This is a genomic window from Nocardioides allogilvus (assembly GCF_003047285.1).
Taxonomy (GTDB): Bacteria; Actinomycetota; Actinomycetes; order Propionibacteriales; family Nocardioidaceae; genus Nocardioides; species Nocardioides allogilvus.
The window spans coordinates 1-12,836 of record NZ_PZYX01000006.1 but is presented as its reverse complement, the minus strand read 5'-3'; the positions used below and the strand labels follow the sequence as shown (position 1 = coordinate 12,836).

16 protein-coding genes and 1 tRNA gene are annotated in these 12,836 nt (G+C 68.7%); 11 read left to right on the top strand and 6 right to left on the bottom strand.

The window, feature by feature from the left end:
- Positions 1–162: 162 nt before the first annotated feature.
- The 3 genes from C9J87_RS10785 (at position 163) to C9J87_RS10775 (ending at position 2,987) form a co-directional block, all read left to right on the top strand.
- On the top strand, positions 163–1,056 hold the full coding sequence (locus tag C9J87_RS10785; RefSeq protein ID WP_157953173.1) for a hypothetical protein: 894 nt from the start codon (positions 163–165) through the stop codon (positions 1,054–1,056).
- A 172-nt stretch (positions 1,057–1,228) separates the two neighbouring features.
- Complete coding sequence (locus tag C9J87_RS10780) at positions 1,229–2,020, top strand: electron transfer flavoprotein subunit beta/FixA family protein (RefSeq protein ID WP_010832461.1); 792 nt, start codon at positions 1,229–1,231, stop codon at positions 2,018–2,020.
- Between the two features lie 13 nt (positions 2,021–2,033).
- Positions 2,034–2,987 carry an electron transfer flavoprotein subunit alpha/FixB family protein gene (locus C9J87_RS10775; protein ID WP_107705529.1) on the top strand — a complete coding sequence of 318 codons (954 nt, stop codon included), beginning with the start codon at positions 2,034–2,036 and terminating at the stop codon, positions 2,985–2,987.
- 100 nt (positions 2,988–3,087) lie between these two features.
- Here the strand turns inward: C9J87_RS10775 and C9J87_RS10770 are convergent, their stop codons facing one another.
- Entirely contained in the window at positions 3,088–4,632 is a 1,545-nt protein-coding gene (locus C9J87_RS10770) for a hypothetical protein (RefSeq protein ID WP_107705528.1), read from the bottom strand.
- A gap of 65 nt (positions 4,633–4,697) precedes the next feature.
- Between C9J87_RS10770 and C9J87_RS10765 the strand changes: the two genes are divergently transcribed.
- From C9J87_RS10765 to C9J87_RS10735, 8 genes are all read left to right on the top strand, one after another.
- A complete protein-coding gene (locus tag C9J87_RS10765; RefSeq protein ID WP_010832464.1) occupies positions 4,698–5,957 on the top strand; it encodes a glutamate-5-semialdehyde dehydrogenase in 1,260 nt (419 codons plus the stop codon).
- Positions 5,958–5,967: 10 nt separating this feature from the next.
- Positions 5,968–6,117 carry a hypothetical protein gene (locus tag C9J87_RS19965; protein ID WP_198016961.1) on the top strand — a complete coding sequence of 50 codons (150 nt, stop codon included), beginning with the start codon at positions 5,968–5,970 and terminating at the stop codon, positions 6,115–6,117.
- Positions 6,117–6,728: a nicotinate-nucleotide adenylyltransferase gene (gene nadD / locus C9J87_RS10760; RefSeq protein WP_010832465.1), complete on the top strand. Its 612-nt coding sequence runs from the start codon at positions 6,117–6,119 to the stop codon at positions 6,726–6,728. The genes C9J87_RS19965 and nadD overlap by 1 nt, the downstream gene beginning before the upstream one ends.
- Positions 6,725–7,111 carry a ribosome silencing factor gene (gene rsfS, locus C9J87_RS10755; RefSeq protein WP_010832466.1) on the top strand — a complete coding sequence of 129 codons (387 nt, stop codon included), beginning with the start codon at positions 6,725–6,727 and terminating at the stop codon, positions 7,109–7,111. The genes nadD and rsfS overlap by 4 nt, the downstream gene beginning before the upstream one ends.
- A 32-nt stretch (positions 7,112–7,143) precedes the next feature.
- Entirely contained in the window at positions 7,144–7,803 is a 660-nt protein-coding gene (locus C9J87_RS10750; RefSeq protein ID WP_010832467.1) for a histidine phosphatase family protein, read from the top strand.
- Between the two features lie 45 nt (positions 7,804–7,848).
- Positions 7,849–7,924 (top strand) — tRNA-Ala (locus C9J87_RS10745).
- Between the two features lie 156 nt (positions 7,925–8,080).
- Entirely contained in the window at positions 8,081–8,362 is a 282-nt protein-coding gene (locus C9J87_RS10740; protein ID WP_107705526.1) for a helix-turn-helix domain-containing protein, read from the top strand.
- 116 nt (positions 8,363–8,478) lie between these two features.
- A complete protein-coding gene (locus C9J87_RS10735; protein WP_198652333.1) occupies positions 8,479–9,633 on the top strand; it encodes a tyrosine-type recombinase/integrase in 1,155 nt (384 codons plus the stop codon).
- Positions 9,634–9,929: 296 nt separating this feature from the next.
- Here C9J87_RS10735 and C9J87_RS10730 read toward each other — a convergent pair whose 3' ends face one another.
- From C9J87_RS10730 to C9J87_RS10710, 5 genes are all read right to left on the bottom strand, one after another.
- On the bottom strand, positions 9,930–10,145 hold the full coding sequence (locus C9J87_RS10730; RefSeq protein ID WP_107705606.1) for a helix-turn-helix domain-containing protein: 216 nt from the start codon (positions 10,143–10,145) through the stop codon (positions 9,930–9,932).
- Positions 10,146–10,219: 74 nt separating this feature from the next.
- Complete coding sequence (locus C9J87_RS10725; RefSeq protein WP_107705524.1) at positions 10,220–11,527, bottom strand: hypothetical protein; 1,308 nt, start codon at positions 11,525–11,527, stop codon at positions 10,220–10,222.
- Positions 11,527–11,826: a hypothetical protein gene (locus C9J87_RS10720; protein ID WP_107705523.1), complete on the bottom strand. Its 300-nt coding sequence runs from the start codon at positions 11,824–11,826 to the stop codon at positions 11,527–11,529. The genes C9J87_RS10725 and C9J87_RS10720 overlap by 1 nt, the downstream gene beginning before the upstream one ends.
- A gap of 120 nt (positions 11,827–11,946) precedes the next feature.
- The gene (locus tag C9J87_RS10715; protein ID WP_107705522.1) at positions 11,947–12,474 is read right to left on the bottom strand and encodes a hypothetical protein; all 528 of its coding nucleotides are present in this window, start codon (positions 12,472–12,474) and stop codon (positions 11,947–11,949) included.
- Positions 12,475–12,486: 12 nt separating this feature from the next.
- On the bottom strand, positions 12,487–12,741 hold the full coding sequence (locus C9J87_RS10710) for a single stranded DNA-binding domain-containing protein (protein WP_198652332.1): 255 nt from the start codon (positions 12,739–12,741) through the stop codon (positions 12,487–12,489).
- Between the last annotated feature and the right edge of the window lie 95 nt (positions 12,742–12,836).

The following is a 12,836-nucleotide window of genomic DNA, read 5'->3' as shown; positions in this document are numbered from 1 at the left end:
GGCGGCGTCTCGGTATGTGACTGGCGAGTAATCAACCCTTGGAACCAGTTGCACGTTCGTGACAGGGTGCTGCCCGGCGTCTCGTTCTGGGAGGAAAGGGACGCCGGGTCGTGGCTCGGCCACGCTCAACTCAAATTCCTGGGAGGGAAACTGATGGGTCCCATGCTGTCCAAAAAGTGCTCCATCGCTGCTGTTTCGGCCGTGATGATCGGTGGCACGGCGCTGCTCGCCGTGCCGGCCGAGGCGGTCTCGCAGACGCTCACCTACACCTGCCCCGTGGGTGGTGCCGACCGTCAGTTCAAGCTCATCGCTGACACGACGCTGCCCGACACCGCCGTCGCCGGCAGTGCCCTGAGCGGTGCTGCCAACGCGTCGGTCGTGATCGGCGACGACGTGCGCAGCCTGATGTACGGCTTCCTCGGGGCCCGTGCTGTCAAGGGCACTGCCTCGATCTCGACAACGGCCTTCGGGGCGCCCAAGGCCTTTGCGGCGACCATTCCGCTCACCACCGTTCCGGCGACCGGCGAGCTGACCGTCCCCGCCGCTGGTCCGGTTGCGCTGACGGCGCCGGCGACCGCGGGCGTCTACGAGATCCGGGCCGGCAACTTCACGACCGCGATCACCCTGGTCAAGGAGGACAACTCCGAGGTCGGTCCGATCAACGTCTCCTGCACGCTCGACGCCGGACAGAACACGCTCATCGACACGGTCACCGTGACGGCACCGACCACCGCGACGCCGCCCCCCACGACCGCCCCGGTCGTGAAGGTGGCCACGACGACGACGGCCAAGGCCAAGTACGTCGCGGCCAGCAAGAAGGCCACGGTCAAGGTGGCCGTCAAGGCGGCGACTGGCACCCCGACCGGCAAGGTCGCGGTCACGGTCAAGAAGGGCGCCAAGAAGATCAAGACGATCACGGTCAACCTGTCCTCGGGCAAGGCCAAGGCCGTCTTCAAGAAGATCGCGGCCCACGGCAAGTACAAGGTCGCGGTGAAGTACGCCGGCTCCGCCACCACCAACCCGTCGTCGGCCAGGACCACCTTCAAGGTCGCCTGACGCCGTACGCCTCGTAGGCTCCTGAGGAGCCGGTTGTGAGTAACCCCACCGCGGACGGTGTTCCGCGGTGGGGTTACTCGCTTGTAACCTCACCACCACAATCCTCGGATTCGAGCGGGCCGGCTGGCTCGCGGGAATCAACATCACAGGAGGGGCCGCGAGGCCACACACCATGAACATTGTCGTCTGTGTGAAGTACGTACCTGATGCGACTGCTGATCGGCAGTTCGAGTCGGACAACACCGTTGACCGCGTTGGCGTGGACGGACTGCTGTCGGAGCTCGACGAGTATGCCGTCGAGCAGGCCCTGCAGATCAAGGAGAAGGCCGGCGAGGGCGAGCACACCGTGACCGCGCTGTGCGTCGGTCCCGAGAAGGCCGTCGACGCTGCCCGCAAGGCCCTGCAGATGGGCGCCGACGCGGCTGTCCACGTCGTCGACGACGCGATCGCCGGCTCGGACGCCGTCGCGACCTCGCTCGTGCTGGCGAAGGCGATCGAGAAGATCGGCTCGCCGGACCTCATCGTCTGCGGCATGGCCTCGACCGACGCCTCGATGAGCGTCGTGCCGGCCATGCTGGCCGAGCGCCTCAACCTGCCCCAGGTGACGCTCGCCTCGGTCGTCGAGGCCCAGGGCGACCAGGTCCGGATCAAGCGCGACAACGAGGGCTCGACCGAGGTCATCGGCGCGACCCTGCCGATCGTCCTCTCGGTGACCGACCAGACCGGTGAGGCCCGCTACCCGTCCTTCAAGGGCATCATGGCGGCCAAGAAGAAGCCGCTGGAGACGCTGTCGCTCGCCGACCTCGGTGTCGAGGCCGACCAGGTCGGCCTGTCCGTCGCCTGGTCGCAGGTCGAGGACACCACCGCCCGCCCGCCGCGCACGGCCGGCGAGATCGTCACGGACGAGGACGGCTCGGGCGCGGTTGCGCTGGCCGACTTCCTCGCCTCCAAGAAGTTCATCTAAGGGAGCGCCATCAATGTCTGAAGTTCTGGTTGTCATCGACCACGCCGACGGCGTGGTCAAGAAGCCGACGTTCGAGCTCCTCACCATCGCGCGTCGCCTCGGCGAGCCGTCGGCCGTGTTCTTCGGTGCGGCCGCGCAGGCCGACGCCGTGGCCGAGAAGGTCAAGGCCTACGGCGCCGAGAAGGTCTACGTCATCGACGATGCCGAGCTGAAGGGCTACCTCGTGGCCCCCAAGGCCGAGGCCATGCAGCAGCTGGCGGAGAAGTCCTCGCCGGCGGCGATCCTCTTCCCCTCGACGTTCGAGGGCAAGGAGGTCGCGGCTCGCCTCGCGATCAAGATCGAGTCCGGTCTGATCACCGACGCCGTCGACGTCCAGGCCGGTCCGGTCACGACGCAGTCGGTCTTCGCCGGCAGCTACACCGTCACCGCGAAGGTCACCAAGGGCACGCCGATCATCACGGTCAAGCCCAACTCGGCCGCTCCCGAGGAGGCCGCCGGCGCGGCCGCCGTGGAGGCGTTCACGCCGACCATCACCGACGGTGCCAAGACCGCGCAGATCATCGCCTCGCAGCCGCGTCAGTCCACGGGTCGCCCCGAGCTGACCGAGGCCGCGATCGTGGTCTCCGGTGGTCGCGGCACGGGCGGCAACTTCGAGCCGATCGAGAAGTTCGCCGACTCGCTGGGTGCCGCTGTCGGCGCCTCGCGTGCCGCCGTCGACTCGGGCTGGATGCCGCACGCGTTCCAGGTCGGCCAGACCGGCAAGACGGTCTCGCCGCAGCTCTACGTCGCCAACGGCATCTCCGGTGCGATCCAGCACCGCGCCGGCATGCAGACCTCGAAGACGATCGTTGCCGTCAACAAGGACAACGAGGCCCCGATCTTCGAGCTCGTCGACTTCGGTGTCGTCGGAGACCTGCACACGGTCCTCCCGGCCGCGACCGAGGAGATCACCAAGCGCAAGGGCTGATCGCTCAGCCTGTACGTCGAACGCCCCCGACCACCAGGTCGGGGGCGTTCGTGCGTTCCGGGGCAGAGGTGTCGAGCCGCCAGGGTCAGATCGGGTCAGGTCAGTAGATCGTGCGCCGCACCTGCCAGCCGTCGCCCGCGGCGCTGACGGTGAGCGCCGCGGCCCGGGTGGTGCCGTAGAAGGAGTACATGACCGGGCTCTCGTAGAGCTCGGGCACCACCTGGCGGCAGCGGTCGGTGCCCACGCGCAGGCGCGGGAAGCGTGTCCTGGTCTGCTGCCAGCCATCCGGCGTCGACACGTCCAGCCTCCCGGGCCAGCCACGCGCGTTGGTGGTGGTCAGCCGGATCGCCGCGTCGGGCGCCACCGGCTGGACCACGTCGCAGCGGGCGCGGGTCGGCAGTGGCAGGCGCACGAGCCCGCGCTCGCGGGAGAAGACCAGCGTCCGCTTGCGGTTGGACGCGGCGACGTACGACCCGTCGGGGGAGACGCCCAGCGGGCTCGCGCGGAGGCCGACGTCGTGCCAGGTGCGCGCGTCGGGGCTGACCATGACCCGCTCCTGCCCGCCGCACCGGAGTCGGAGCGCGAAGACCCCCAGCGGCTCGCCGAGGAAGTTGTCGCCCCAGGTGCACCGGTCTGCGGTGCGCGCGATGCCGATCGGCGCCGCCCACCTCTGCGCCACCGGGTCGTAGGCCTGCGCGGTGAACGAGTGCCGGTCGGCGGAGCCCACCGCGAGCATCGGCAGGCCGGGCGAGGTGGCGAACAACGTGGGTGCCGTGCCGCGGCCCCGCTGGCGCACCAGGCCGGGTGCGCGTGCGGGCGCGATCGCGGTGACGGCCCAGGGCGACGCCGTGTCGGGCCGGGTGATGCCGACCACCGTCTCGGGGAAGTCGGGGGCGCCGAAGAGCACGGTGGTCGCATCGACGTTGGCGAGGTCCAGGTCGGCGCAGGCGTCGTCGACGGTGAGGTCCTGCCCGGACGTCGCGCCGGACGCCGAGACGATGAGCACCCGCACCACTCCCGCGCACCTGCCGTCGTCATCGTGCGCGCCGCCGTACAGGACCGAGACGTCGCCGGTGTCGGAGATCGTGCCGGTGATCGAGTACTCCTGGCCGGGCAGGTCGCGCTCCACGATCCGGAAGCCGGCCGCGGACCGCGTCACCCAGCCGTCGTGCAGCGGCCAGATCGCGTGGGCGCCGCTGGGCGAGATACCGGGTTCGTCGTGGGCCTCGCCGGGCAGCGTGAACTGGCTCCACGAGACGGTGTCGGGGGAGTGCAGCGCCTGCGAGTGGGTGGGTGCCTGGTCCTCGGCATAGCTGCCCTTGTCGCACACGGCGATCAGCGCGACCGCGTTGCCGGCGGCCCGGCCGTCCACGTCGCCGCAGAAGAGGTTCTTCTTCCTGAGCACGGCGACGCGCTTGCCCCACGAGCGGGTGGCGGCGTCGTAGCGGCTGCCCCACACGGTGCCCAGGTCGCGCGAGACGGTCGCCTTGAAGCGGTCGCCGTCGGCGAGGTCGAGGATGACGCCACCGTGGACCTCCTCGGGCAACCCGGTCACCGGGTTTCCCCGCTCCTGCCCGGTGGCCGGGCCGGCGCTGACCAGCAGTCCGGCCGCGAGCAGTGAGACGAGTGCGATGTTCCCCCGCATGACGAACCCCTTCCGAGCGTGAGACGCATGCAGGCACCGGCCGGTGCCGACCTACGCTTTCAAGCATGAGCACTGCCTATGACGCCGACGGCGTGCGTGAGGTTGCGACGCGCGCCCGGATCGCGAGCCACGACCTGGCCCTCGCGACCCGAGCGACCAAGGACGCGGCCCTGCACGCCATGGCCGACGCCCTCCTGACCTCCGCTCCTGCGATCCTGGCCGCCAACGCCGAGGACATCACGCGGGCCGAGGACAACGCGACCCCGCCCAACATCATCGACCGCCTGCGCCTCACCGACGAACGGCTCGAGGCGATGGCGTCCGGCCTGCGCGACGTCGCCGGCCTGGCCGACCCGGTCGGCGAGGTCGTGCGTGGCTCGACGCTCGCCAACGGCCTCGAGCTGCGCCAGGTCCGCGTGCCGTTCGGCGTGGTCGGGATGATCTACGAGGCACGCCCCAACGTCACCGCCGACGCGGCCGGCATCTGCCTGAAGTCCGGCAACGCGGTGCTGCTGCGCGGCTCCTCCAGCGCCCGCTCGAGCAACGCCGCCATCGTCACCGCCCTGCGCTCGGCCCTGCTCGCTGCCGGTCTCCCGGAGGACGCCGTACAGCTCGTCCCCGGCGACACCCATGACTCGGTCAAGGCACTGATGCGCGCCCGCGGCCTGGTCGACGTGCTGATCCCGCGCGGGGGAGCGGGCCTCATCCGCAGCGTCGTCGAGGAGTCGACCGTGCCCGTCATCGAGACCGGTGTCGGCAACTGCCACGTGTACGTCGACGCGTCGGCCGACCTCGAGATGGCCCTGTCGATCGTGGTCAACGCCAAGACCCACCGCACGAGCGTGTGCAACGCGGCCGAGTCGCTGCTGGTGCACGCCGACATCGCCGACGACTTCCTGCCGCAGGTCATCGACGCGCTGCACGAGCGCGACGTGACGATCCACGGCGACGAGCGGTTCCGCGAGTACGACGGGGTCGTCGAGGCGACCGAGGAGGACCACGGCGCCGAATACCTCTCGCTCGACATCTCCGCCGCCGTGGTGGACGACGTCGAGGGTGCGATCGAGCACATCCGCGCCCACTCGAGCGGGCACACCGATGCCATCGTCGCGAGCGACCAGGCCACGATCCGCCGCTTCATTGCGGCCGTGGACTCGGCTGCCGTGCTGGTCAACGCCTCCACCCGCTTCACCGACGGCGGGGAGTTCGGCTTCGGCGCCGAGATCGGCATCAGTACCCAGAAGCTGCATGCCCGCGGGCCGATGGGACTGCCCGAGATGACCTCCACCAAGTACGTCGTCATCGGCGACGGCCACACCCGATAGGATCGCCCCCATGTCGCTGAGCACCCTGAGCACCCTTGCCGCCGAGTCCCACGGTGAGCCTGCCGTCCACCCCTACGTCATCGGCGCCGTCGCGCTGGCGATCCTGCTGGGCATGCTGCTGGCCCTGATCTCCTTCGGCGGCGGGCGCGAGCACTCCTGATGCGCCGCGTCGGTGTGATGGGTGGCACGTTCGACCCCATCCACCACGGCCACCTCGTGGCCGCCTCCGAGGTGCAGGCGTGGTTCGACCTCGACGAGGTCGTCTTCGTGCCGACGGGTGCGCCCTGGCAGAAGGCCGACCGCGACGTGTCGCCGGCCGAGGACCGCTACCTCATGACCGTGGTGGCGACCGCCGCCAACCCGCTGTTCCGGGTCTCGCGCGTCGACATCGACCGCGACGGCCCGACCTACACGATCGACACGCTCCGCGACCTGAAGGCCGCCATGCCCGATGCGGAGCTCTACTTCATCACCGGTGCCGACGCCCTCGCCGACATCTTCACCTGGCGCGACGTCGAGGAGCTCTTCGAGCTCGCGCAGTTCGTCGGCTGCACGCGACCGGGCTATGAAATGGACAAGAAGACCCTCGATGCGATCCCCTCGGATCGCGTGACCATGGTCGAGATCCCCGCGCTGGCGATCTCGTCCACCGACTGCCGCGACCGCAAGCGTCGCGGCGAACCCGTCTGGTACCTCGTGCCGGACGGCGTCGTGCAGTACATCGCCAAGCACGGCCTCTACGCCTCATCGACAGTCAAGGATCCTCAATGACCGCCACCGACCACGCCATCGAGCTCGTCCAGATCGCCGCCCTCGCTGCAGCCGACAAGATCGCTCTCCAGGTCGTCGCCTACGACGTGAGCGAGGCCATCGCCATCACCGACGCCTTCCTGCTCGCCTCGGCCTCCAACGAGCGCCAGGTCAAGGCCATCGTCGACGAGATCGAGGACAAGCTCCGCGAGGCCGGCGCCAAGCCGATCCGTCGCGAGGGCCACCGCGAGGGTCGCTGGGTGCTGCTGGACTACGGCGAGATCGTCGTCCACGTGCAGCACGAGGAGGAGCGCGTCTTCTACGCCCTCGAGCGCCTGTGGCGCGACTGCCCGTCGATCCCCGTGCCGCAGCCGGGACCGCCCGCGGAGTCCTCCGAGGCGTGACTCCTCCGCTGGTTGAGCAGCGAGGAACGAGCGTGTCGAAACCTAGGACGCTCGTCCTGCTCCGTCACGGCCAGACGTCGTGGAACGCGGAGCAGCGCGCCCAGGGCCACACCGATGTCGAGCTCGACGCAGTCGGGCGTGCCCAGGCGGCTGCCGTCGCGTCGGCGATCGCCGCGCTGCGTCCGGCCGCGCTGTGGAGCTCCGACCTGCTCCGCGCCAGCGCCACGGCCGACGAGGTCGCTCGCGCCACAGGCCTGACCGTGCGCCTGGACAAGCGGCTGCGTGAGTACGACGTGGGGGAGCGCTCGGGCCTGACGATGGCCGAGTTCGCCGCGGCCTTCCCCTCCGAGCACGCGGCCTGGATGGCCGCCGGAGGAGCCTTCGAGGGCGCCGACCTCGTGCCGGGCGCCGAGAGCACCCACGACGTCCAGGCGCGCATCGTGCCCGCCCTGCGCGAGGCGCTCGCCTCGGTCGAGCCGGGAGAGACCGTGTGCGTCGTCGGGCACGGCGCCGCCACCAAGGTCGGCCTCGGCGGGCTGTTGGGGTGGGACGCCGCCACCCGGCAGAGCCTCCGCGGCCTGGACAACTGCGGGTGGGCAACGCTGGTCGAGACCGGCGTCCAGGACGGGCTCCGGCTGACGGCGTACAACCGAGTGGCACCCGATTTCACATCTGCCGGAAGCGTTGGCTAAGATTCCGCGAGTTGTTCGACGCAAGGTTGGTCGGACAGTCCCGATGGGGGTGTGGCGCAGCTGGTAGCGCATCTGCATGGCATGCAGAGGGTCAGGGGTTCGAGTCCCCTCACCTCCACCATCACCACAGGTCAGGCCACGTTCTGGATCCTCACAGAGGAGAAAGAACGTGGCCAGATCGCATTTATGTCGCATAAACCACCTCCACTTCGGCCCATCTCGCGCCGGCTCGGACGCGCCGGCTCGCACCTCGGCGAGGTTCGCGCACCTCGGTTGTATGGAGATCACACCCAGCACTGAAACCAGTCCCTCGACCGGCCCCGGCAACGGTGGTGCAGTCGTCACCGGCGTCTTCGAGTCGGCGCTCTCGGTTCAAGAACTGGCCGCCCAGTTGCACGTGAGCGCCCAGACGATCTACGACCTGCGTAGCCAAGGCCGAGGCCCGACCGGCTTCCGGGTTGGGCGCCACCTACGTTTCCGCTCATCTGAGATCGAGGCCTGGCTCACCCGCCTCGAGGGAGAGGACTGCGACCGTCACCCGAGCGGTGAGGCGCGATGAGCGGGCGGCCTCGGACCGCGATCGGCACATACGGATCAATCCGCGTCGGCAGGCTGCCGAACGGGCGCCACACCGCCCACACCAGATATCGAGACGTCGACGGCGTCCTGCGTGAGGTGAAGGCAACGTCGTCGTCGCCGAGCAAGGCGATCGCTGAACTCAAGAACAAGCTGGTCACGCGTCCCGGCTACGGGCGCGGTGGGATGCTCAGCCTCACGAGCCCGTTCGGGGATCTCGCGGAGCTCTGGCTCGCAGACCTGGCGCAACGCGAGATCTCAGACGGCACCAAGAAGAACTACCGCGACGAGGTCCGGGTCCATGTGCGGCCGTTCTTCGAGAACTACACACTCGGCGAGATCACAACCGGCAGGGTCGAGACTTTCTTGAAGACCGAGCTGGCGGCGTCGTACTCGCGGGCCAAGCATGCGCGCACCATGCTCAACCTCATGTTCGGGTTCGCGCTGCGTCACGACGCCATGGCCCGGAACCCGGTTGTGGGCACCTCGCCGCTCCGGAAGCCGAAGGGCTCGCCAGAGGCGCTGACTCTCGACCAGATCCAGCGGATCCGGCAGGCCGCCGCTGTCTGGCGCACCGGGCCGGGTGTCAAGGGCCCCAAGCCCGACGGCATCGTCCGCGACGCGCTCGAGGTGCTGCTCGGCACGGGCCTGCGACCGGGGGAGACACTCGCGCTGAGGCCGGTGGACATTAAGGACGGCCGGAACGGGATGATCGCCCATGTCACCGGCACCGTCGTGTACCGCCAGGGCAGCGGAACTTTCCGTCAGGCGCACCCGAAGACCGACGCATCGGCACGATCGATCCCCTTGCCTGACTTTGCGGCTCGGGTGATCAGGCGACGTCTGGAAGAAATGGACCCGTCGCAGTCGGAGTGGACGATCTTCCACAACCGCGAGGGTGGCCCCATCAGCCAGCACAACTTTCGGCGGACCTTCCGTGAGCTCCTGGTCCTCGCGGATCTTGCGGACTCGGGGATCACACCGCGGTGGTATCGGCGCACCGGTGCGACGGTGATCGCTCGCGGTATCGGGGTCAACGCCGCGGCCACCCACTTGGGGCACACGTCTACCGCGATCACGGAGGCGCACTACATCGAGCCGGACCGGACCATCGACTTCGCGCCGGCCATGGTGCTGGATCGGACACTGCGGCCAGGTTCGGCCGATGGATCACTGCTGGCCCAGCCCATCACCGACGAGGAAGCCACGGTGCTGGAGGAACTGGACGCTCCTGACGATCAGGTCGCAAACTGAACGCGACGAACGGATCGTGGTCGTGATCTCGTCGAGCGTGGATGGGTATGCCGATCTCTGATGGCTCGGACGTCGCCCAGCCCTACATCGAGATCAACTGAGCGTCCAGGGCCGCAGGCGCATCGCCTCGGCCGAGTTGTAGCGATAGTCGAGCGTCTTGCTTCATCTTGAGGACGTTACTGCTTCGAACCCAGTATCGCCCACCCGAGATGAAGGGCCCCTGACCAGCGGAAACGCTGACCGGGGGCCTTTTTCGTTGTCACGTTGCATCGGATATGCATCGGATGTGCCTACCTTCAGTCCCCGGTTCGGGCACTCGGGATGCGGTGTCCGGAGGCCTCCAGGTCATTGAGGCGCACCCGGATGCAGCGCGGCCCGAAGCGGTACGCCGGGAGCGAGCCAGCGGAAATTCGGCGACGGAGCGTCTTCACGGACTGGCCGATGACCTCAGCTGCGTCTGGCAGCGAGAGGTAGGGGTTCTCGTCGGTCTTTGGGTGTCGGGTGGCGGACACGGTGGCTTCCTCCTCGTTGGTGGAATGGTCACCAATCAGGTGGTCACGCGTGCCCAAGTCGGGATCCGAGATGTTCAGAGCTCCAGGCTGCCGGGATCGCGCGGTTCGGGGCGATGGATGAGGGCTTCGTGCAGGTCCGCGCGGGTGGGACCCGGGCCCACTGCCTCGATGTGTGGCCGAGGGCGTAGCTCGTTGCGCACGGTCTGGACCACGTCGAGGTCGGAGGGCCGAGTCACCGGGAGGTATCGCTCGCGGACCGGCTGGACGAGCTGTCCCGTCCCGGTGACGAGTCGCGGAACGGTCACGCGCTTAACGAACGAGCCGCGTTCGATGCCGTCCTCGACCACGTCGGCGATGCGCGTGTCGATCTGATGGAACAGGGTCTGGAAGCCGCCCAGGGTGCGAGGCTCGACGATCGTGTCCGATGGGAGGGTCGAGAGTCTGGTGACGGCGTTCGCGCCGTCTGCAGCTGCCAGCCCGCAGTCCCCGAGCCGGCCCCCGATGCCACGCAGTTGACGCTGCAGCGTGGTGTAGGTCGCGGCACGGTTCAGCCAACGCTCGGCGAGCCCGATGTCGATCCTTGTCGCGAACGGGGCAAGGCGGCTGGAGAGGATCCGCTGGGAGTCGACGATGAGGCGCAAGTTCGTCATCCGGGGCGAGGACCTGTTCAAGCGCACGGCGAGGTTGTGTTCGGCCTGGAGCACACCAAGGATGCCGGGCTTGGTCGGCCCCAAGATTGGTTTGGTCGTCGGGCGCCAACCCGAGCGGTCGACCGTGTAGTCCGGCTGACCCAGATTGACGTCGAGGGCGGCTGCGAGCGCCGCCCAGCCGAGACGCGCGGCCTGCGGGAGCTGCTCCCAGCCCGGTGTGTTCTTGTATCGCTGGTCCAGCACGACCAGGGCCTGGGCGACGGCGGCAACGTCTCCGACCAGCGCCTGGGCTTGGGGCGCGTTCAGGTGAGACGCGACCTCGGGAGCAGTGTCGTGCTCGGCGAGGACGGCGGCTCGCGCGAGTTCGCGCCAGTGCTCGACGACGGGGTTGTCGCTCGGCGTCGTCAACTGCTCGATCGATGCCGCTTGGGCAGAGGAGTGTGCTTTCGCGTGTTCCAGGGCTCGGGCAAGTTCGCCCGCACCGGTGATGCCGGGTCGGCCGACGCGGAAGGGGTTGGCCTGTTTGGTGGGAAGGTTGCTGAACAGCAGTGGGCTGGTTGCCTGCATGGCCTGGGTGCACCAGATCAGCAGGTTCTGCCGGTACTGGAGGATCTGCTGGCCGAGCGCTGCTCGATCTGGTTGAGCAGGGCCGCCGATCCTGTGCTGGATCCGATGCTGCCGCAGGAGGGCCGCGAGTTCCCGTCGCATTGCGGCGCCGTTCTCGCCGTACATCAGGTGCCGTCTATGTCGTAGGCGTCTTCGAGCTTGGCCAGGACGAGTTCGAGATTGAGCGCGTCTACGCCGTACTCCTCGAGCGCCTCGATTGCGGAGCTGGCTGCGGCGAACAGGTTCGCGCGGTCCGCACAGATTCCGTCGGCGTCGAGGCCGGGACTCTCATCGCCGTGGAGGCGATCGAGTTCGATCAAGACGCGCTCGTACGCGGACGACGCGTCGATCGAGTCTGCGTGGTCGGCGAGGGCCGCGAGGTAGGAACGCGCCTTCGCGAGGGTCAGTGCGTGGGGGAGAAGCATCACGCGCTCCGTTTCGTGGGTCCGGACTCGACCGTCCAACGGCGGTCGGCTCGCGGTCGCAGATGACGGGCCGCTCTGTGGATGGGCACGTCTGTTAGGTGCGTGGGGGCCGCACTCGGCTCACACGACGAGCGCATCGCTAGCCATCGCTTCGATACGGCGACGTCGGAGGACGTCGGCGCGAACGAACTCCTCGAAGTCCAGTCGCCTGTCCTTGATCGGGACCTCGCCACCTGGGTCGAGGACACGCTCGCCTGGCCAGACCGTCTGCCGGGTCGGGCGGTCGCGGTCGAGGCGAGTGCCGCAGATCGCCACCCAGTCCCGCAGTCGATGGCGGGCGTCCGCGAAGTCGCGCAGCCAGGCGATCGGGGCTGAGGCGTTGGCGCTTTCGTGGTGGCAGCTCAGCCAGTGGGTGTGGAGAGCGGACAGTTCCCAGACGAGCTCGTCGTGGCGGTGCCAGTGCGGCGGAACGATCGAGGGCGGCAGCCCGAACGTGGCCTTGAGCCAAGTCACCCAGGCATCGAGGTCGTGCCACTCGATGTCAGCCTCGTTCGCGTCCAGCAGGTTCCAGTTGATGGGCGCCGGTGGACGCTCCAAGAGGTCCGTAACGCCCCTGTAAGCGTCCTCGAGCTCGTCATAGGAGTCCACGACGCTGTCCGGTCAGAGTGCGATGGCCGGCGGGTCAGGCACCGGCGTCAGCGGGCGCTCCGGTGCCGCGTGACGTGCGCGCTGGACGACGTAGTCCGTCTTGTTGGCGTTGTGGCCGATCTTCCGGGCGACGAACTCCTCCTTGATGACGCTCGGCCCGTCGCGCCGCTCGACCTCGAACTCGTGGATGTAGCCGCTCGCGACGAAGGAGTCGCCCTTGCGGAATCGGGCGTAGGTCTCGCGGGCGGTGCTCTCGAAAGCGACCATTGACCTGTAACCGGTTTCCCGGACACCGATGCTGAGGCGAGAATCGTCTCGGAGAGGAGTCCGTTATGCCGGCACCCAAGGACCCGGAGTTCCGT